At 49.5% G+C, this 20,490-nt stretch carries 19 protein-coding genes; 6 read left to right on the top strand and 13 right to left on the bottom strand.

Annotation, left to right across the window (positions count from 1 at the left end; all coding sequences use genetic code 11):
* Positions 1–15 precede the first annotated feature (15 nt).
* The 3 genes from ACTID9_RS14115 to ACTID9_RS14105 form a co-directional block, all read right to left on the bottom strand.
* Positions 16–1,653 carry an AAA family ATPase gene (locus ACTID9_RS14115; RefSeq protein ID WP_441072155.1) on the bottom strand — a complete coding sequence of 546 codons (1,638 nt, stop codon included), beginning with the start codon at positions 1,651–1,653 and terminating at the stop codon, positions 16–18.
* 288 nt (positions 1,654–1,941) lie between these two features.
* Positions 1,942–3,042 (bottom strand): agmatine deiminase, encoded by a 1,101-nt coding sequence (gene aguA, locus ACTID9_RS14110; protein WP_441072153.1) that lies wholly within the window; start codon positions 3,040–3,042, stop codon positions 1,942–1,944.
* A 348-nt stretch (positions 3,043–3,390) separates the two neighbouring features.
* Positions 3,391–3,972, bottom strand: a complete 582-nt coding sequence (locus ACTID9_RS14105; RefSeq protein ID WP_441072151.1) for a TetR/AcrR family transcriptional regulator — start codon at positions 3,970–3,972, stop codon at positions 3,391–3,393.
* Between the two features lie 214 nt (positions 3,973–4,186).
* On the opposite strand from ACTID9_RS14105, the gene ACTID9_RS14100 reads away from it, so the two are divergent.
* Both ACTID9_RS14100 and ACTID9_RS14095 read left to right on the top strand, forming a co-directional pair.
* Positions 4,187–5,536 carry an APC family permease gene (locus tag ACTID9_RS14100; protein ID WP_441072149.1) on the top strand — a complete coding sequence of 450 codons (1,350 nt, stop codon included), beginning with the start codon at positions 4,187–4,189 and terminating at the stop codon, positions 5,534–5,536.
* Positions 5,537–5,762: 226 nt separating this feature from the next.
* Positions 5,763–7,139: an IS110 family transposase gene (locus ACTID9_RS14095; protein ID WP_441070165.1), complete on the top strand. Its 1,377-nt coding sequence runs from the start codon at positions 5,763–5,765 to the stop codon at positions 7,137–7,139.
* Between the two features lie 365 nt (positions 7,140–7,504).
* On the opposite strand, the gene ACTID9_RS14090 is transcribed toward ACTID9_RS14095, so the two are convergent.
* The 3 genes from ACTID9_RS14090 to ACTID9_RS14080 form a co-directional block, all read right to left on the bottom strand.
* Positions 7,505–7,798, bottom strand: coding sequence for a hypothetical protein (locus ACTID9_RS14090; protein ID WP_441072147.1), 294 nt, complete (start codon positions 7,796–7,798; stop codon positions 7,505–7,507).
* Positions 7,799–8,047: 249 nt separating this feature from the next.
* Positions 8,048–8,800, bottom strand: a complete 753-nt coding sequence (locus ACTID9_RS14085) for a potassium channel family protein (protein WP_441072145.1) — start codon at positions 8,798–8,800, stop codon at positions 8,048–8,050.
* A gap of 103 nt (positions 8,801–8,903) precedes the next feature.
* The gene (locus ACTID9_RS14080) at positions 8,904–9,029 is read right to left on the bottom strand and encodes a hypothetical protein (RefSeq protein ID WP_441072143.1); all 126 of its coding nucleotides are present in this window, start codon (positions 9,027–9,029) and stop codon (positions 8,904–8,906) included.
* Between the two features lie 548 nt (positions 9,030–9,577).
* On the opposite strand from ACTID9_RS14080, the gene ACTID9_RS14075 reads away from it, so the two are divergent.
* Positions 9,578–10,519, top strand: a complete 942-nt coding sequence (locus tag ACTID9_RS14075) for a hypothetical protein (RefSeq protein WP_441072141.1) — start codon at positions 9,578–9,580, stop codon at positions 10,517–10,519.
* A gap of 296 nt (positions 10,520–10,815) precedes the next feature.
* Here ACTID9_RS14075 and ACTID9_RS14070 read toward each other — a convergent pair whose 3' ends face one another.
* Entirely contained in the window at positions 10,816–11,271 is a 456-nt protein-coding gene (locus ACTID9_RS14070) for a methyltransferase (RefSeq protein WP_441072139.1), read from the bottom strand.
* 282 nt (positions 11,272–11,553) lie between these two features.
* Here ACTID9_RS14070 and ACTID9_RS14065 point away from each other — a divergent pair, with 282 nt between their 5' ends.
* Positions 11,554–12,987 carry a PQQ-dependent sugar dehydrogenase gene (locus ACTID9_RS14065; protein ID WP_441072137.1) on the top strand — a complete coding sequence of 478 codons (1,434 nt, stop codon included), beginning with the start codon at positions 11,554–11,556 and terminating at the stop codon, positions 12,985–12,987.
* 138 nt (positions 12,988–13,125) lie between these two features.
* Here ACTID9_RS14065 and ACTID9_RS14060 read toward each other — a convergent pair whose 3' ends face one another.
* The 4 genes from ACTID9_RS14060 to ACTID9_RS14045 all read right to left on the bottom strand — a co-directional run bounded on the left by ACTID9_RS14060 (position 13,126) and on the right by ACTID9_RS14045 (position 15,994).
* Positions 13,126–13,326 (bottom strand): hypothetical protein, encoded by a 201-nt coding sequence (locus ACTID9_RS14060; protein WP_441072135.1) that lies wholly within the window; start codon positions 13,324–13,326, stop codon positions 13,126–13,128.
* 390 nt (positions 13,327–13,716) lie between these two features.
* The gene (gene mutM, locus ACTID9_RS14055) at positions 13,717–14,526 is read right to left on the bottom strand and encodes a bifunctional DNA-formamidopyrimidine glycosylase/DNA-(apurinic or apyrimidinic site) lyase (protein WP_441072133.1); all 810 of its coding nucleotides are present in this window, start codon (positions 14,524–14,526) and stop codon (positions 13,717–13,719) included.
* Positions 14,527–14,642: 116 nt separating this feature from the next.
* A complete protein-coding gene (locus tag ACTID9_RS14050; protein WP_441072131.1) occupies positions 14,643–15,431 on the bottom strand; it encodes a TPM domain-containing protein in 789 nt (262 codons plus the stop codon).
* Positions 15,431–15,994 (bottom strand): LemA family protein, encoded by a 564-nt coding sequence (locus ACTID9_RS14045; protein WP_441072129.1) that lies wholly within the window; start codon positions 15,992–15,994, stop codon positions 15,431–15,433. The genes ACTID9_RS14050 and ACTID9_RS14045 overlap by 1 nt, the downstream gene beginning before the upstream one ends.
* Positions 15,995–16,182: 188 nt before the next feature.
* Here ACTID9_RS14045 and ACTID9_RS14040 point away from each other — a divergent pair, with 188 nt between their 5' ends.
* Together ACTID9_RS14040 and ACTID9_RS14035 are read left to right on the top strand one after the other, a co-directional pair.
* Positions 16,183–16,968 (top strand): NUDIX domain-containing protein, encoded by a 786-nt coding sequence (locus ACTID9_RS14040; RefSeq protein WP_441072127.1) that lies wholly within the window; start codon positions 16,183–16,185, stop codon positions 16,966–16,968.
* 135 nt (positions 16,969–17,103) lie between these two features.
* A complete protein-coding gene (locus ACTID9_RS14035) occupies positions 17,104–17,652 on the top strand; it encodes a GNAT family N-acetyltransferase (protein ID WP_441072125.1) in 549 nt (182 codons plus the stop codon).
* A gap of 73 nt (positions 17,653–17,725) precedes the next feature.
* On the opposite strand, the gene ACTID9_RS14030 is transcribed toward ACTID9_RS14035, so the two are convergent.
* Positions 17,726–19,114, bottom strand: coding sequence for an amino acid permease (locus ACTID9_RS14030; protein ID WP_441072123.1), 1,389 nt, complete (start codon positions 19,112–19,114; stop codon positions 17,726–17,728).
* Positions 19,115–19,409: 295 nt separating this feature from the next.
* Complete coding sequence (locus ACTID9_RS14025; protein WP_441072121.1) at positions 19,410–20,486, bottom strand: glycosyl hydrolase family 18 protein; 1,077 nt, start codon at positions 20,484–20,486, stop codon at positions 19,410–19,412.
* Positions 20,487–20,490: the final 4 nt, after the last annotated feature.

Below are 20,490 nucleotides of genomic sequence, written 5' to 3'. Positions count from 1 at the left end.
CACTGTCATGAAAACTTACGGTTCCTCGCCCCCGTTCCCATACAATCGCTGATACAGCTCTTCAATCTCCTCGCCCGTCAAATCGCCGCGCTTCAACAGCTCTTCCGCGATGGCGTGAACGAAATCGGCGTAATGCTGCACCAGCTGCTTCACCTCAAGCATCTGCTCATCCAGCAGCTTGTTGATTTTGGGACGGAGCGCCTTAAGCCCGTCGATGCGCGACCCTAAGGCAAGCCAGCTGAACAGTTCATCCCCCATGCCGACGATGCCGAGATACGCGCCTGCCAGCTCTGTCGCATGCTGCAGGTCGGACGTGACGCCGTTCAGCTTTTTCCCCAAAAACAATTCTTCCACCGCGCGGGCAGCCAGACATACCTGGATTTCAGCCAAAATCTCACTGTCGCTGCGGTTATATCGTTCATGCGTCGGCTTGGTCGCGGCGAGCCCGAGCGCTCCGCCCCGCCGGATGATGGTGACCTTCCAGACGCGTTCATGCGGCTTTAACAAAAACTGCGCGACGGCGTGGCCGGCTTCATGGTACGCCACGTTGCGCTTCTCGTCATCGCTCATCGATCTGAGCGGTTGCTTGATCCCCCACTCATATGTCTCCATGGCGGAGCGAAAGTCTTCGTAATTGGCGACCTGCGCTCCCCGTTGATGGGCGATGACGACCGATTCGTTGACGATGTGCTTGATTTGCGCCGGGCTGTACCCGATGGTGTCGAGTGCGGCTTTTTCCGGCGTCAGCGTCTCGTCGCACTTCACTTTTTTAAGATAATACTGGAATACGTCGACCCGTCCGTCATAGTCAGGGGCATCCACCCAAAGCTGCCGATCGAAACGGCCAGGGCGTAAAAGCGCGGAGTCGAGCACATCCGGCAGGTTCGTCGCGGCGATCGTCATGACGGCGGGACGCTCCGCTTTTTTGCGGCGCAGACCGAGCGTCCGCAGCAGCTTGGCGATTTTGGTGTTGTCGATGTTCGGGGGGTCCATCTGCAGCAACAGCTCGTTTAACAAACCGGCACCGCCCATTCCGAACATCCCGCCCGCCATGCCGGCTCCACCTTGCCGTTTCATCCCGATTGCATCGATCTCATCGATGAAAATAATGCAGGCGCCATACTCGTTTGCCCGCTTTCTCGCTTTGCGATACAAGCCCATGACCTTGAGGTTGCCGACGCCGAAAAACATGTTTTGAAAGCTTGGGGCGGACGCATAAGCAAACGGGACCTGCGCTTCATTGGCGATCACCTGCGCCAAGTACGATTTCCCTGTGCCCGGCGGACCGCAGAGGAGCAAACCGCGAATCGCCTCGCCCCCCATCTCCTTGAATCCTTTGACGCCTTTGAGCAGGGTGACGATCCGTTTGGCATTTTCGACGATTTCCGGATTCCCCCGATAATCTTCCCATGTGGACCCGGTCTCCCCGGGCAAAATCCAATACGTTCGGCCGCGGGCCAAAAACCAGAAGAGCGCGACAAACTGGATAATCACGAACAAAATAGCGAAAAGCAATTGAAACAAGAGGCTGACAATGCTTAAGGCGATAGCCCAGTAGGTCGGTCCACCTGTCACTAAAATGATGCCGAGCGTGAGCAGGATTACGAGCCAGAGGATAACCTTGCGCCACTTGATCCACCGATAGCTCCTCATGGCACCACTTCCCTTTTGCGGAATATTTAGATTATTATCATATGAAATAGCAACTCCCCTGGTGCTATGGACATGCCTGACAAGTTTCGGGCAGACAAGGGAGCGCGGGCAGTGATTCTTTTCCAGTGTATTCGTACAGACAAGCCGTTCATGTCAGAAAAGGTGTGCTTGGTGGAAGCTGCGCATTCTCTAAAACGGAATGAAAAATGCCCGCGATCCTCTGATGAACAAGGATACGTGGGCATCTATTTGAAAAGCCTTGTGAAATCAGGCTTTTTTGTTTTGGGGTCATGGTCGGGGTTGCGCCAATGTCATGCAGTGAATGTTTCCGCCGCTGAGCGACCATTCTTTTGTCGGCAGCCCGATTATTTTTCGCTCCGGCATGATTTCTTGGTATTTCTGAATCGCTTCTTGATCGCGGGGATCATTGAATAAGGGAACGAGATACCCGCCATTGACGAAATATCCATTGATATACGTGACGGCCAAAGGCTGATTGGCTTCACGAGGGGCCGCATCCGCAACCACATCAAAACCTTTGTTCTCTTCTTCCGTGATATGAATGACCTCAGGGATATGGATTTTGTGAATCTCGAATTTCCTACCTTTCGCATCTGTTTCATTGCATAAGGTTTCATACGCTTCTTTGAATACCGGATACTGCGGATGATTTACATCATCGACCCAAGACAGCGCGATGACTCCAGGTCTGACAAAAAAACAAATATCGTCAATATGACCATCCGTTTCATCATACAGCATGCCTCTTTTGATCCAGATTACTTTTTCCACGCCCAGATATTCTTTACAATTTCTTTCGACTTCTTCCCGTGACATCTCTCCATTTCTGTTCGGGTTGAGATTGCATTGTTCTGTCAAAATGAGCGTGCCTTCTCCATCTGCTTGCGTCGCACCACCCTCAAGAATGAAATGCCGTGCGTCATAAGAATCGATGTTTTCGAGTTCGAACAGTTTTTGGGCAAATTGCTTATCGAGGTCCCAAGGAAAATAAAGCCCTTCCCCTACTCCACCGTACGCATTAAAGCCAAACTGCACCCCTCTCATGTCACCTTTATCGTTGATCACGTAAAAAGCGCCTTTGTCTTGGGCCCACGATTCGTTTGTTGACATTTCAATGACGCGAACTTTTTCAGATAATCGCGCTCTTGCGTTTTCATACTGCGCCGCTGAGCAAATGACCGTCATCTCTTCATGCTCGGCAATCGCATTTGCGACAATCACACACACTTCCTGTGCAGGCTTGCCGCCATTTCGGAAAGCAAATCCTTTTTCGGGCCAAATGATGAAGGACCCCTTGTGCGGCTCAAATTCCCCCGGAATTCGAAAACCGTCTTTTTTTGGTGTGGAATCTTTGATTACTCTTGCCATGGTGACTCTCCTCTTTTCCCTGTAAAAGATTCATGCATGATGAATTCGGTTGGCGCCGCGATCATCGAGCCGCACTATGTAACGGTTTCGCTAGGGTGCTCGCAGCTGATCTGGCGCTTTATTTATTCAATATCAAAAGACAGACCGGCCGGTTTGTTCATAATAATATGCTTCTTACGCCAAAGTCAACAATTTTTTGATAATTTGCAGAAATGAATGACTTGCTGCCGATCATCATGAAGGAGGGCGTGGGCACAAGCTTTGCAGTATTCCGTTACGGAAACAAAAGAAACCGCCAGGGGCAGTTCCATGCACCCTGACGGTTTTTCCAGCAGACGAATCGTCGCCCTACTTTCTTTTGATGCCTTCTAAAAAGATGTCGATCCCTGTCGCGAAATAAGCCACCAATTCATCCTTTTTCTCCGATCGAAGGGACAACTCCGCAAAAAGCCCTTCCAACATGGAAATATAAATCCAGGTCAGCGCTTTTGCATCGGTGATCCTCAGCTGGTTGTTGGCAATCGCTTCTGTAAAAACAGCATATATGAACTCATCGTCTTTCGAATAGCATTGATTCAGTCTGTCTCGGTACTGCTCGCCAACTTCTCCCCAATACGACTCTGGCAATAATTTAAAAACCGGGAGATCAATTTGGGAGTAAAACAACTCTCCGTATTTTTTCAATTTTTCGAGGGGGTCAGATAGTGTTGACAAAGCAGAATGAATCGTATTCAGCCATGGTTCATACGCTTCTTCTATCATTTGCACAAACATTTCTTCCTTGCTTTTAAAATGCCAGTAAATTCCGCCTTTGCTGATGCCGGAGGCTTTGACAATATCGTTCAGAGACGTGTTTACGTAACCATTCTTGCGAAAGCATTCAAGGGCGGCTTTCAGTATCATCTGCCTCGTTATCTGATCTCTTTTCATGTTACCCTCTAATTTTTGTCATAGATTTAAAAACAAGTGCATTAAAACACATAATTTTGCCAGTGTCAATTGGATCTGGCAAGGAACGCGATGAGATCGTGGTCGAAAGAAACAGTATTGACTTTATATTCCGAAAAGTATTACGATAAACAAACCGGCCGGTCTGTCTTTTGTTACGAAAAGAAATCGCTTTCAATTCATAGGGGGAATTTTTTTGGAAGCAACCAACGGAAAACTGAAACGCTCCTTGCAATTGAGACACCTTGTTTTTTTCGGACTTGCTTACATGGCGCCTTTTACCGTGTTTGATACGTTTGGCATCGTTTCCGACGAAACACGCGGGCATGTCCCTGCTGCTTATATTCTCACCACCATTGCCATTCTGTTTACGGCGTTCAGTTACAGCAAGATGGTTACGATCTTTCCTTCTGCCGGTTCAGCGTATACGTACACGAAACAGACTATGAACGCGAAGCTTGGTTTTCTCGTAGGATGGACGGCTTTTCTCGACTACTTGTTTCTTCCCATGATCAATGCGCTGCTTACGGTCATTTATTGTTCGTCCGTATTTCCTGACGTTCCTCCCTGGATCTGGTGTGTCGGCATCCTCCTCCTGACGACCGTGATGAATATTGCGGGCATGAAGATATCCGTTTCCGCCAATTCGGTCATGGTTCTTTTCCAACTGTTGGTCGCCGCCATTTTTGTGGCGTTGACCATCAAGGCTATCGTTCATACGCAGACAGCGAATTTGTTTACGTTCCAACCTTTTTATTCGGAGCAGATGTCCTGGTCGACAGCATTCACCGGCGCGTCGATTTTGGCGTTATCTTTTCTTGGCTTTGACGCTGTCACAACGCTATCGGAAGAAACCATCGAGCCGAAAAAAAACGTTCCGCGCGGGATCATCCTCATTGCCCTGGTAGGGGGACTCTACTTCATTGCGGTGTCGTATTTCATGCAAGCGTTGTTTCCCACGACGGAAACGTTGCAAAACATTGAAGGTGCCTCTCCGGAAATCGCGCTACATATCGGCGGGATGCTTTTCCAGTCCGTTTTCCTCGCCGGAGCCATTGCCGCTTGTATTTCCAATGGTTTAGCTACGCAAGCCAGCGCTGCCCGCCTTTTATACGCAATGGGACGTGACGGCGTGCTGCCAAAGAAAGTATTTGGAAATGTCCATCCGCGATACGGCACACCGATTTTTAACATCGTTTTTATCGGAATGTTAGCGTTGCTAGCGCTGTTCCTCGATTTGGAGACAGCCGCTTCTTTCATCAATTTCGGAGCCTTTACCGCTTTTACGTTTGTCAATCTTTGCGTGATCGTGTATTACTTCAAACAAAAACATACCCATACGGTCAAATCGATTCTGGCAAATGTACTGTCGCCGCTTTTGGGAATCAGTTTTAATGCATACTTGTGGTATAATCTGGAGGTTGGTGCACTGATCATCGGGCTGATTTGGGTAGCGATCGGACTCGCCTATCTGATCTATGTAACGAAATGGGCCAAGGTTACGCTTCCGGATTTTGAATTTGAAGAAACGGTTGGCGGTTCGTGAATTTGATTTCCACCCCCATCTTTTCTTCATTAGAAAACCTGGCTACGCCATGCTTTTGGGCGGAGCCGCGGTTGCACTTATACTGGATAAGAATTTTATAAATTCTGGTGTATGAAATAATGTCCTTAAACAAAAGGAAAATCCCCAGCGACTACGAAAGAAAGAAGTACCTGACAGGGAACTTCAATCAAACACACCTATCACCACAATAGGAGGTTGGAGTCGCATGGGGAAATCCTCACATATTCAAGGGCGTAAAGGGAACAAGTTCAGTCAACATCTTAGAGGTGTCAACCTGGAGCAGGTGCTCATCGTCGCAATTGACGCCGCAAAGCTCCACCAAAAGGCCCTCATATGCAATTATTTCGGCGACATCATTGTAAAACCCTTTTTCTTCTCCGTCAATAGGGACGGGATTCAATCGCTATGTGACAGAATCAAGCAGGCCGAAAAGGATTGCAACGCGGTTCGCATTTTCCTCGGCATCGAAGCGACAGGACATTATTATGAGGACATCGTTCGAATTCTTGGTCAGCACGGGTATGACGTTCAAATCATCAACCCCTATACGACAAAAGAAGAACGTGCAAGCGCCTTGAATTGGTGCAAAACCGACGATCTCGACTTAGTCGCCATTGCTCATGCCATTGTAGGCAACAAAGCAACGGAAACAAAACTTCCAGAGGGGAAGTACCGTGAGCTTCTTACCCTTACGCGGGCAAGAAGGTCAGAAGTACGCAAACGCTCCTCCTTGCGAATGGAAATCAGGGGGATTATGGACGTCATTTGGAGGGAATTTCAAGGCTTCTCCCCCGATGACCACCACAAGCCAATCAAGACGAAAATCTTCAGTGATATGTGGGGCAAATCCTCGCTCTTTTTCATGAAATACTCCCCTCATCCGTCTATGGTGTTGGCGTTAGGGGAACAGGGAATTCGGGAAAGCTCACGGAAGCACAATCTTAAAATTCGTTCCTCCACCATCCAAAAGCTGCTTCATGCCGCAAATCAAGCGTTGTCACGCCCTAAGGAGGAACTGGCCGCTGAGTTGCTTCTCCTCTCCATGAAGCTGGAGGATTTAGAACGATACGACCAAAAGATCTGTCGCCTTGAATGTGAAATTGAATCAGTCCTGCTTCAAACCGATGGAAAACTGCTGCTTTCCATCCCTGGAATCGCCGTTGTAACGGCAGCAGAAGCATATGCCGAAATGGGCGATGTTTCTCAGTACGAGAACCCTCATCAGATCATAAAAAAGGCAGGGACAAATCCTGTTGTCATCCAATCTGGTGGAGGGAAAGGGTATTACGGATCCATCTCCAAACAAGGAAATGATCACCTTCGGTTTGTTGTGTATACGGCAGGAAAAAGCTTGTCATTACACAACACTGACCTTCACCCCTTCTACGAACGACTGAAGGAAAAAGGAAAGCACGCACGAAAGATTCACATTGCGATGGGTAACAAGTTCCTCAAGATCGCCTTTGCCATGCTACGTGACAAAAAACCATTTTTGTCCCAAAACGTTCAGAAGCAATATGCAGATGAGATGAACAAGAAACTGAAATACCATAGCATAGCGAATCACTTAATGGCTTCTTAACATCAAAAACAAATGTATTTGTCAGTCCCTCTTGGACCAAGGGGAGATCGAATCAAATTCTGGAGGCATAGACCTCGGTGATAAGCCTTATCCCCCTCGTCCTGTAAATGCGAATTGTACGTTGGAAAAGAACCCGTACTCGTGCCAGAATGCATCCATGCAGGTTTGTAAGCGAGGGCTACACCCATCTTAGTGTCAAGAAGGGCTGACAAATACCATACAGCTTCCTTGTCAGTTGCTGATTGTAATTTTTTTACAAACAATACGTTAGGTGTATTTGCTATACCCAAACGGAGTAAAAAAGTATTTGACATAGTACGCTTATCTGTACAAAAAAGCCTTCCGCGCCGGAAGGCTTTTCACCGTTACGTTTGAAACCGTTTGAGAATGTCCATCACATACTTGACGATGACGGCGACGCCGCCAATAAAGTAGAAGATCATCAATACATACCCGGTGGGATCAATCGCGCTCATCGAAATAATCATGTTCAGGGGCAGGATGTAATAAAGAATATCTTTCAAGTAACCCAAAACAAATCCCGGGTCAAATGAGCCTCGCCAAAAATTTTGAAACAGGACAATCAAGAAATCAACAATCATGAGTCCAAAAATCGCCCAAATCGTATAGATCATCCAGTCTGTCAATGAGTAACCCATTGCTCATCACCACCTTTTTACATTTTATGCAGAGTGAACTTCGCTGGTGAGGATAAGCACGGTGGAAATTTGCGCAACAACCTGTCAAATCAAGCTGCGAAACATTGAAACGGACAAAAAAGGTTCTCGGCACGTACGCAATATTTTTCATCGTATCAGAATTGATAAGCGCACCACTGATACATTCCGATACGATGAAAAAAGGACCCGAAGCAGGTCCTTTTCTTTCGCAACAGCACGCTATGCCGGCTATGATGTTCTGACGGCTTTTTCCGGTTCTTTTTCCTTCTCCTTTTCCTCGCGCAATTTCGCGAGCAGCACCATGATGGTATCGAGATCTGCCGCGGACAGCTCCTCATAGCGATGCAGCTCTTTTTGAATGAACGCGACCGCAGACGGATGCTGCTTTTTCTCCTTCTGGAAAAAATAAGTGGCGATGGAGCTGGTCAGCATCCCGATCAGTCCAATGCCGACAAGCATCAGCACAACAGCGACCGCTCGACCGGTAAACGTCACCGGCGACATGTCGCCATAGCCGACCGTCGTCGTAGTCACGATGCTCCACCACAACTCGTCCTCGTATGTTGTAATTTTGGGCTCTACCAAATAGATGGGAATAGCAGATAGAAAAATAAGGGCAAACGTAAACGTAACGACTTTGTTCAACCCGTTCGTATGCAAAATGTTGAACAACGGCTTGATAAAATGTGACGACATACTGATGATCCGCAAGATTCGGAACACCCTCGCCAGCCTGGCAAAGCGGAACACCGCATCCAGCGGAAGGATGGCAATAATATCGAGCGGGTTGTTTTTGATATAGGCCCACTTATCGTCCGCTCGGAAAAACCGATAACCGACATCGAGCGTGAAAATGGCCCAGATCACCCAATCCACGATGTGAAGCGTGCTCTCTTCCATCCAGATCGACGCGACCGAAACGACAGCCAACACAAACATGCCCAATTCATAAAGCAGTGTATACTTTGATTTTTTCATCATTCGCTCACCTGTGTGTTACCCATTCATTGTGGTTTCCCTCTGGCATGATGCCGCTGTGATCGCAGCAGCACACTGCCACATTTTGACACGCTATGTCCCCATTTTATCGACAGTCTGCACACAGTGCAATCGAAAGCTGTGTGTGCGTGGCTTCCTCGGGCAAGGCGAAATCGGGATGTGACGGCAGTTCGCCAAACGGCATGAGCTTCTGATCAGCATCAACCGGCATCGCGCCATCACCTCTGGTTACTTATTATGAAACGATCCTCCCCACTGTAGCAGGTTGTCTAAACGGAAACATATGTACCACTATTTTTTCGATCGAATGTTGTTTCTTGTCAAAATTTTTTGGTACAATGGATTTTACATTCTTTCCCAAAGAGCGTTGCAGAATGAAACAGCTATCCGGCTACTGGCTTTTCACGCTACGATTGCTAGTCGTGTCGTTTCTTTGCACAGGCGGTTCGTTGAATCTGCTTTCACTTATTTGCTTTTCGATCATCATTGCTCAATTTGCCTAGATCATCTCGTTACGGAAAGATCGGCAGCGCTTGATGATCTTCCATTCCCGCGAAAAAGGAGAAAAACATGTTTACAATCGGAAAAACCCGATCCATCGCCACTTTTTTGCTTCTACTGTGTACGATCTCTGGCACGTTCAGGGTGGGCAGTGCCTCTGCCTCCCCTTCGGATTCTCTTGCTCCCGAAAGAACGATCGTGTACCAAGTCCCGATCGATGGGAAAAAGCCCGCTAAAATTGTCGGGAAACTGACACCAATGCATTGGGCTTCCCTTTCTGTCAGCGAACGATTTCTTTACACCGAGAAAATCGATCCGAAAAGCCAGAGCGTGCTTTCCTATGTTTTTGATTTCAAGCTGCAAAAATTCACGCCGATCGCTGGTCAAGGAGTCTGGTTTCCCCTTCGCGACATGCTGATTGCAAGCAAGGACAGCACCTTGTTTACCTATGACCCGCTCACACAGAATACTTGTCCGCTAGCAACGCTGCCAGAACAAGCGACCGTCATCGATCTTGCAGTCTCGCCGGATGAAAGGCATCTCAGTTTACTGGCAAGCACAGACCTCTCTGAAAAAAACCGAAAGCTTTTCACGCTCTACAGCCTTGATTTGCAGACAGCGAATCTGACAGTGCAAGACGAGTTCACGGGCATGTCGTACTGGAAGGAATACCATCAGCCGAAGCTATCCTGGCAGCCGGACTCTCGCTATGTATATTATTACGGAGCCGCGGATCAAAACTCACTGCGTCCGAAACCCATTCTGAAACGGGCAGATCCGTGGACCAACAGCATTGAAACGAGCGAGGAGGCTGGTTTTCCCTCTTTTTCGCATGTTTTGCGCCAGTCATTCCCGTCGTTCTCACCGGATATGAGTCAACAAATCGTCCACGAAGAACATCCATACGTGCTGGATGCTCGATCTGGAATGCGTACCTCGCTTGAAGCAGGCGAATCATTAACCGATATTCATTGGGCGCCGAACAATCGTGCGTTTGTCGCCGTGATGCCCGGTGGGCCGATTGCGGCAGGACCGGACTCCTCCGAATCGATTCGACTTCAGGAGGGCTCCCGTTTCTTTCTCTTTCCCGCCCTCCCGTATGCCAAGCATCGGGACAATTTCCGGTTCATCGGATGGTCTAGGGACGGGAAGTTTTTTTATGTCGCGGATTTAGCCGAGATCCCGTATGAATGGTACTGAGTGATTGGGTTTATGTTATCGAATCACAAAGCAACATGCAGAGCTAGGGACCCGTCTTTTTCGACGGGTCCTATTTTTGAGTAGTGGCTCTCCATCTGGAATAAGATGGTGCGCCATTGTTCGGATTTAAGTGAGTAGTTCTGAAAACTTGAAAGTATCAGCCCCGAGATTTTTTTCACTTCCAGGTCTTTCATCTATATAAAACCGAATAATAGTAATCGATCTATATAAATCGTTCGGTTTTATTGCTTTAGGATCATTCCAGCCCCCCGTTCTACTGCTTACATAATGTCCCCCTATTTCTTTTGCAAGGCAAAGGTCGCTTTTATTCCGTCCAGATCGCTCGCCATCTTCGCGTACTCCGCCTTTTTCTGCTCGTCATCCGGTACGTACTGCACATCCGTCGGCGTTGCGAACGTGTACACATTCGTCCCATCTTCCCCGATTTTGGCGAGATGGATGACGGCCGCCAGCTCTTCGCCTTCCGTGGCCCATTTTTCTTTCGTCCAAATGCCGATGGAAAACAATTCGCCGCCCGCCTGTTTGTTTGCCTTGCTTGCGAAACTGACCTTGTTTTCGGATTCAACGATGTCATAGTTCCCTTCCCAGCTTGACGGGAGCGACAATGTAAAATGGTACGTCGGATTGTCATATGCGATCGATTTCGTTTCGGCTTTTTGGGCTGCACACGCACCGAGCATCGCGAGTGAAAACATAAGCAGCACAAATGCATACACAATTGTCTTTTTCATTTTTTCCATCCTTTCCGGGCTGGAGCGATTTTGGCCATCTTTTGGCTGCTACCGCCTGCTGGCACGCTCCTGCTTGGTAAGACGGAAACATCCTGCCAACCGTTACCATCCATTTCCAAAATACAAGCCAGTCCCCCGCGAAAGTTGGTCCCGGCTAGCCGTCGTGTTTTTGGATGAGGAAACAAATAAATGGCCCAAACAACCGCCCGAAATGGGTGCTACCAGAACCGATCCAGCCATATTTTTTATAGAAGGAAACGATATGAAGGAGGGTACGGTTATTTGAAAAAAGTTACGGTTCGTTTACGGCCCATCGTAAGCAAGATCAACTTGCCCACTGTTTTGAAAACGACGATCCTTCCGGGTGACTCCGTTGAAAGATTAATGATTGCAACACAGGTAGGAGAGATTTTTTACGTAGGGAACGGGGTGATAAGGACTTTTTTAGATATACGCCCACGCGTTTTACAACTGGGTGTCTCCAGTGGTGGATATGATGAGCGAGGCTTACTGGGGCTAGCCTTTCATCCTGACTTTTATCATAACGGTCTGTTTTATCTTCATTATTCAGTAGCTGGAACCCAAGGTCCAGGTGCTCTTCCGGGTGCTTTTGAATCTTTTAAACCGAATCCGTGTGATTCGAGAACGTTAAATCTAAAGTGGTTACATCGAGAAACTCATTTTGATCATATCGATACAGTGGAAGAATGGATTTTACAATCGAATGGTCAGCCACAAAAACGGCGGACTTTGCTTACGATAAGACGGCCATTTTTGAACCATAACGGTGTCAATAGCTTAAACTTTTCACCTGAAACCGGAAAACTTGTGCTGACAACCGGAGATGGCGGATCAGGCTATGATCCATTTCATTTGAGCCAGGATGATATGGAAATCGCGGGTAAAATCATTGAAATCGATGTCGCTAAACATACAGGCATCAATCATCCGCCCGTCGTTACACGTTTTCATGAGCTGCCCGTCCCGATTCAGGAAACGCTTACGGTCATGGCCAAAGGAGTTCGCAATATACCCGGCATTTCCTTTCAAAGGTTCAATCATCAGTACATCAAATACGCAGGAAATGTCGGGCAAGATCTCGTAGAGTCGATTTTTTCATTCATTCACTATAAACCAATACCGGTTACGCAGCTTGTTCAAGCTTTTTTCACGAAAGCTGAACTTGACCAGGAAGGAGTTATTAACTTTGGCTGGCGCGGGTGGGAAGGCGCTTTTCCCACTACGATCATAACGGGCTGCTCTGCCAATCCGGCTTTGGATACGAAAACGATTGCTTATTACGATGATGCGGTAAAAACTTCTGCGCAGCGGCTTCAGCCTCTCATCAGCTATTTTCATAAAGATCCTCGAGCCGATAAGTTTGACGCGACTGCACTTACAGGCGTCCAGCCCTATATGGGAAATGCCATTCCCGATTTGACGGGAGCCGTCGTGTTTACAGATTTAGCGCGAGCGAGGGAGTCCCAACGTCCGGCTAGAGGAGTGTTAGCGTATACCAGGGTAAGACCGGATGGTAAACCGAATGATTTTCGTGTTATTGAAATCGATTATCAATTTGGGTCCGGGTCCGCCTATTATGTCAGTTTGGGAGCGAATCTGAATCAATCCAGACTTTATGTAGGGGTTTATGGCTCGACGAAAGTGGCTGATGCTACCAATGGTACTGTTTTTGAAATTGTGCCGCCTGCCGAATAATAGAAGTAGCGGCGGATGGAGCTTCCACCCGATTCGACCCATCTTCGGTTTCGATGGTCCCTGCTGTCCGCCGCTTTCATCCGATCCAGCAGTACAGAAATCTTGTCCGCAAGCCCGCGATTTTCACGGCGGCTCCGTTTACATGCAGGGACCGCCGCCTTCAGCAGCTGATGACTGTAATAATAAGAGCTGGAGAACGTCACCTCCTCGTATCCGTGTGGCTCCCCTCTTTTCTTCGTCGATCAGACGCGGCAATTCCGTTCCTTTGCCATATGCGATTGTCAGATGCTGCCGTGGGATGCTCTGTCCCTTCAGCTCTTCGCCCGCTTGCACAGCCATCGCTCCTCTCCCTTCTTCCCTCCATGATTTTCCTTATCGAGGCAGCAAGACGAAAAAAACAGTCTTGCAATAGATGCCGCGATATGGCAATCGTTCTTCGCTGAAAAGATGAGCGGCAATGTTATGAAGCGATGAAGGACAAGCGTTCGAGTATGCAGGAAAAAACATAGCAACGATTTCACAACTTCTGATTGTAGATATTATACTAGTGAACCTTCTGGTAGCCAAATCAATAAGGAAGAACGAAAATATCGGGAATCTTCTTCTGTGTCGCAAACCGGCTGTGGTGCAGGCGGAGGGCGCTGCGGGCAGTTTTCCGGGCTGTCGGCTGTACCGGAAAAACATGGATTCGCGCAAGAAGAGCGTCAGTCACGTCCGCTGCTTTTCCCTTCACCTTTGGCAATTCGGGCAAAAAAATGTTTTGCGCGAGACGATTTCGTGCCTTTGAATCGGTTGTCCGCATCGGCGGCATGGTTCATGTTCACGGTCATACACAAGCAAATGGTGATTGTAACCACCGGTTTTGGTATCGCCTGCATACACCGGATCGTCCATATAGCCGCCGAGGCGGATCGCTTCGGTGAGCACGGGCCGAATAGCGGCAAACAAAGACTGTCTCGCCCGCTCATCCAGCTCCCCCACTTTTTTCGTCGGCCTCACGCCTGCCGTGAAGCATATTTCGTCCGAGTAACAATTGCCGATTCCGGCGATCGCCTTTTGATCCACCAGCACCATTTTTATTGCCCCTTTTTTGCCGTGAAGCTGGGTTTGAAACGCAGCAAGATCGAATGCAGGATCAAACGGTTCGGGACCGAGATCGGCGAATTTCCGGTCGCGCTCCCCGGTCGTGAGCAGATGGAGATAGCCAAGGCGCAGTCCGATGAAAAAAAGCTTTGTCCCGCCAAATGTCAGGATGACTTGCTTGGTTCGCTGCGGACTGTCTGCATCGGTACCGATATACATCCAGCCCCCGAGCATCAAATGGAGCACGAGATGCATCCCGGTATTCAGATTGAACACGAGATGCTTGGCCCGCCGCTCGATCCCCGTGACGGTCGCCCCCTTCACCGCTGCAAGGAAGTCGGTCACCGGTACGTTCACCGATTTTTCGCGATTCACTTCCGCGTCCGTGATTTGTTTGCCTGCAAAATGATGAACCAGCACGCGCTTGTATGTTTCCATTTCGGGTAATTCCGGCATGCGACTCGCTCCTTTGTATATGTTTGGAAGCCTAGCTAAAGGTATGACAAAAAGCCAAGCCCGGCAAGATTGTGGGCTTGGCGTAAATTTCGCATGCCGAACGGATCGCCATGCCTTCACCTGCTGGCGCCGCCACCGCCCGATGACCCGCCACCGCCACGGCCGCCGCCGAATCCGCCCCCTCCCGATGAACCGCCGCGCCGCACCATGGAGAGCAAAGCGTATGTCAAGGCTCCTCCGGTAAACTTGAAATCGAGGAAAATCAGCAGGATGATCCCGATCACGATGAGAATTTTGGCAAATCCGGGTACATGGGCCAGAAAATTGGTTGGTTCCTGGCCGGTCCGGGTATCAGGCGGCAGTGGAAGCTCGCCGTTTCCGGTTTTTTCCGATGTGTCGACACCGTATTCCGCAGCGACCTGTTGAATCAACGCTCCCTGGGTCTGTACAAAAGCTCGATCGATGTCACCGGCTCGCAGGTTCGGCACAAAATATTGATCCAAAATCGCACCGGCCAATCCGTCGGGAATTCGGCCTTCGAGACCATAGCCGACTTCGATGCGGACATGATTTTCTTTTGCCGTATACAAAAGCATCACGCCGTCATTGCGTTCCTTGCTCCCCAAACCAAGCTCGCGGAACTTGGCGACCGCGAACTCTTCCAACGAAGTATTCCCGATGGTCGGAACCGTTACCACGCCAACCTGCGCTGTGCCGGTTTGCTTGTGAATCCAGATGGCATTCCGGTACAAAAGCTGTGCGGTTTGGGGTTGCAGCAGTCCGGCCCCGTCTTCCACATAGACGCCATAAGGCGAGGACGATTGTGCATAAGCGTTGCTGGCCAGAACCAAAGTCGCCAGCCACAATATCACGGCAGCCAAACATAAACGGAGCCTGCTCATCATTAGAATTTCACTTCAGGGGCCGTTTCTGCGCCTGGGGCCGCCTTGAAGAAATCTTTTTTCTCAAACCCGAGCATCGAGGCATAAATCGATGTGGGAAAGCGGCGTATTTTCACGTTATAGACCGAAACTGCATCATTGTAATCTTTGCGTGCCACCGAAATCCGGTTTTCCGTTCCGGCCAACTCGTCCATCAGCCGGGCAAACTGAGCGTCAGCCTTCAGATTGGGATAGTTTTCGACAATCACCAAAAGCCTGGACAACGCACCGGAAAGCTGGGCGTCCGCCTGCGCTTTTTCCGACGGGGTCCGGGCGCCGACGAGATTGCTGCGCGCATTGGCGATCGCCGCGATCACTTCTTTTTCATGCGCCGCGTACCCTTTCACCGTATTGACCAGATTCGGAATGAGATCCGCACGGCGCTGCAAATTGACGTCAATCTGCGAAAATTTATTATCCACGTTTGTTTCCAGCGTGATCAATCCATTGTACGAGCTGATACCTGAGAAAATCGCGATGAGCACCAACGCCGCGATGACGATCCAGACGATCGTTGAACGTTTCATGTTTGTGCTGCCCTCCTTTTTACCTTCCTAGTGTAACCTTCTCCATCCGAAATAGCCGCTTGCCTTCGTTATCGCTGATCTGATTGTATGCAACAGCCCCCAAAAGAAGGACAATCCCAAAAGAGGGAATTTTCGCGCAAGTCACGAAAATAGTTGGTCAGAGCATGCACTACAGAGGAGGGAACCCGTTGATCTTCAGAAGAAAAACGTACAAAATCAAGCCGGAGCTAGCAGGCCGATTCCATGATTTTTTTCATACGTATCTGTATCCCAATCAGGTCAAACATGGCGCCAAACTGGTCGGGCGCTGGGTGAATGAAGCGCAGGACGAGGTTGTGGCCATCTGGGAATACAGGGATATGGCGCATTATGAAGCGATTGAACATGCAATCCGCTCCTCCGCCCTGCACCAGGAGGCACAGCAAAAACGCCGCGAGCTTCCGGATTTGTATGTAGAAGCGAAGCAAGACTTTTTGCGTTCAACGGCGGCAAGCGGCTCCTATCAAGCGCCACAGCATTCCATTGCCGTGAGCGGCTACATTACGAATGAACAGGGTGAGGTATTGCTCGTCCGCAGTGCGCACCGGCCCGACACATTCGAGCTGCCAGGCGGACAAATGGAGGAAGGCGAGACGGTGGAGGATGCGCTGCGGCGCGAAATCATGGAGGAAACCAGCATTCAAATCCGGCTGTACGGGATTACGGGGATTTACCAGAACATGACCACTGGCACCATCAGCGTGGTTTTTCGCGGAGACTCTTTGTCAGGCGGACTACGGGTCCAAACCGGCGAAATCACGGAAGCGATGTTCACCAGGCTCACCAAAAAAACGATCGGCGAACTCGTGACGCGCCCGCATTTTCAAACAAGAATCCTCGATGCGATGGAGCCCAGCTACATTCCGTATGAAGCGTTTGCGGCAACGCCATTCCAGCTGCTGCAGCGTGTGGAAATCAAGCACGAGTTTCAATGACCTGCCCCGATTCGGGGCTTTTTTCATTTCAAAACGGACGCAGTACCAAGGCGCATACATCCCGAAGCGGCCTCGTATAAACATAGTAATCGTTCATAAATGACGATGATTCGCACGACCCGCTGGAGGGATTTTATGCGTTTTCCTCGTTTGAAAACATCGCGTCTGTTGCTGCGCGAGGTTTTGCAAAGCGACGCCGATGACTTGTATGGGATTCTTTCCGACCCCGACGTTACGAAATACTATGGCATGGAGCCTTTACAGAGCAAGGAGGGCGCCCTGCGCGAGATCGACTGGTACCAGAAGCAGTACAAGACCCGCTCCGGGATTCGCTGGGCGATCGCCTTGCATCGAGACCGTCAGCTGATCGGCACGTGCGGGTTTCAAAATTGGCATGCCTCGCATAATCGCGTAGAGATCGGCTATGAACTTTCCCGACGTTTTTGGGGCGCGGGCATCATGACCGAGGCGCTTGCGAAGATGATTCAATACGGCTTCACCGTCTGTAAATTCAACCGGATTCAAGCGGTCGTCGACCCGCGCAACACCGGCTCATTGGCCGTGCTGCGCAAATTGGGCTTTGTCAAGGAAGGGTTATTGGCGGAATACGAATACACTGCTGGCGGGTATGATGATTTGTTGATGTTCGCCTTGCTGCGAAAACATTACAGTCGCCATGGCTGATACGGACAACATGCTTGCTTTCCCGAAAAAAATAGGGACATCGCCGAGACGTGTCCCTATCTTGTGATCACGATTATGTGCGAGCCGAACGATCCGTTTTTCCACCCTCGGGATTCGCCTTGCCAACCCCTAATGCATAAAAACTGATCACGACAATCGCTAAGAAAACAATGCCGGCAATCAAGGAAATGCGCGTATCATCATTAAACCACATGCCAACCAGCACCATCAGCAAAAAGGCGATCGTGACATAGTTGGTCACAGGCGCTAATGGCATTTTGAATGGATGACTCGCCATTTCGGCTGCTTTCTCTTTGCGAAAACGAATTTGGCTGATCAAAATGACAAACCATGGCACCATGCCTGGCAGCACGCTTGCGCTGTATACGTACACAAACAGATTTTCCGGCGCAAGATAACTCAAAATAACGCCGATCCCTAATCCCGCAATCACGCCGATCGTCCCAAGCAATGGCACGCCGTTGTGCGACAGCTTGGTAAAGATTTTTGGCGCCTGCCCGTTCACGCCCAATGTATAAAGCATGCGTCCCGCGCTGTAAATACCGCTGTTACACCCGGACATCGCAGCCGTGATGACGACAAAGTTAATGATTCCTGCCGCTGCGGTGATCCCGATTTTCGCAAAGGTCGCGACAAACGGACTGCCGATCGCGTGCAGCTGGTTCCAAGGGTAAACGGTTACAATGACAAAAATGGCACCGATGTAAAAAATCAAAATACGCCAAATGATGCTTTGAATCGCACTGGTCAACGTTTTCCGCGGATCTTTCGCTTCACCGGCCGTAATCCCGATCAGTTCGACGCCTTGGTAAGCCCCGATGACGAGCGACAGCGCAAAGAAGAAGCCTGACCAGCCGCCGGTAAAGAAGCCTCCATTTGCCCACAGGTTGGAAATTCCGATCGCGTGCCCGCCATTGCCGATACCGAAGAAAATCAGTCCGATTCCGGCAATGATCATCAAGACGATCGTGATGATTTTAACCATAGCAAACCAAAATTCAAATTCACCGAATGATTTTACCGAAAATAAGTTCGCTGCACCGAGAATCACCATCGCAATGATGCCGGGGATCCAGGCTGGCAAATCCGGAAACCAATACTTCATGTAAGAGCCGACGGCAATAATTTCGGACATGCCGACGACTACCCACTGGAACCAGTTGCTCCAGGCTGTGACATAGCCTGCTAACGGATGGATATACTTATGGCCAAAAGTGGCAAATGAACCCGTGCTCGGCTCAAGGTACAACATTTCCCCCATCGCGCGCATGATGAGAAAGATAAAAATCCCGACGATTGCGTACGCAAGCATGACGGACGGACCTGTCCATTTGATCGTGCTCGCAGACCCCATAAACAACCCTACGCCGATTGTGCCGCCCAAAGCGATCATCTGAATATGACGCGCTTCCAGACCTCTTTTCAATTCTTTGTTTTCCACTCCAGTACCCCTTCCTCTCAGGTCCTTTGTTTGCCTGTAATTCGGAATGCTACGCAAACGGTTACACAAGTTGCTTCGCACCGGTTTACGTCTTCTACCTAGCTGTTCTCCTGAATTACACGTTTATTGTAATATTTTTTAGTGAGGATAACAAATGTATAAAATAATTAAACAATAAGTAATTTTCCGCCAACTCTGACATCGAAAAAAACCAGTCAAAACACGCTTGATTGTGCGTGCGCTGACTGGTTTTGCTTTCCTTTGTATGTTTTGTGTTCCAGCTCCTGCTTCACGCTTAATTCGGCAGGCCGAAAACCGACCAGATCGATGGTTTTTCCAGCCCGACTGCCCACACGGCGACACCTTTCAGTCCATACTTGTCAACCAGTCCCAGGCGCTGTTGCATCGACTCTTCGTCTTCTACCCACATCTGATGCTTTTGCCCGTTTTCCGTGTATTCCACATAATTTTGCTTGGCCCGGTCGTCCCATTTTTTTTGCAAGCCCCGCTCCTTGATGATCTGCTCCATCTCCACCATGGTTCGATCGAACTTGTTGGTCGCGTTTGTGGCTGTATCGGTAACCCACTCTCGCGTATAGAACGGGGTAGCGAGTATCACCTTATGGGCCGGAACGTCCTTGAGCAGCAGTTGTACGCCTTCTTCCACCCAAGGCAAGGAAGCGACAGATCCAACTTTTCCACCGCCGCCCAAATCCTCGTCATAGCCCATCATCACGATGTAATCGGCCACCTTCCCCAATCCATGGCGATCAAAGCTGCCCGACCACATCGGGTCCGGATTGGTCCGCGTCACGTCGACGGTCACGACGATGTTGTGCGGCGCCAGCGCTTGCTTGATGGTCGCGACGAGACCGACATAATCATCCCGGTTTTTTTCTTTGATGTTCTCGAAATCGATATTGAGCCCGTCGACCTGGTTGTCGACCAGCGCATTTTTCAGCTTGTCGGCGATCTTTATCTGCGTTTTTTTGCTGCTTATGAGGTTATCGGTGAGATCGGCGTCGAATTTGTTGCCAAAAAACGCCCACACCTGCTTCCCTGCCTTGTGCGCCCATTTCACATAGTTCGGATCGACCTCTCCTGCGACCAGCTTGTCTTTGTCCAGCGTAAACCAGCGGGGAGAAACGACATTCATATTCCAGGCAATGCTGCTCTGCTCAATATAAGTAGGCGTTGTGCCGAACGCATTCCATCCCAGCACGATCATCCCGGGTTTCCGCGCCGGCTTGCTTTGGCTGATGCGCAGCTCTTGCGTATGCGATTGCTGAGTTGCTGGCGGCTGCGCATTCGGACTGCAGCCAAGCAAGAGCGCGATGCAGACGAGCTGAAGACGGTAAAAAAGAGACCTCATACGC

It is taken from the genome of Brevibacillus fluminis, from assembly GCF_052072235.1.
GTDB lineage: Bacteria > Bacillota > Bacilli > Brevibacillales > Brevibacillaceae > Brevibacillus_D > Brevibacillus_D fluminis_A.
This window is presented reverse-complemented; position numbering and strand designations above follow the sequence as displayed.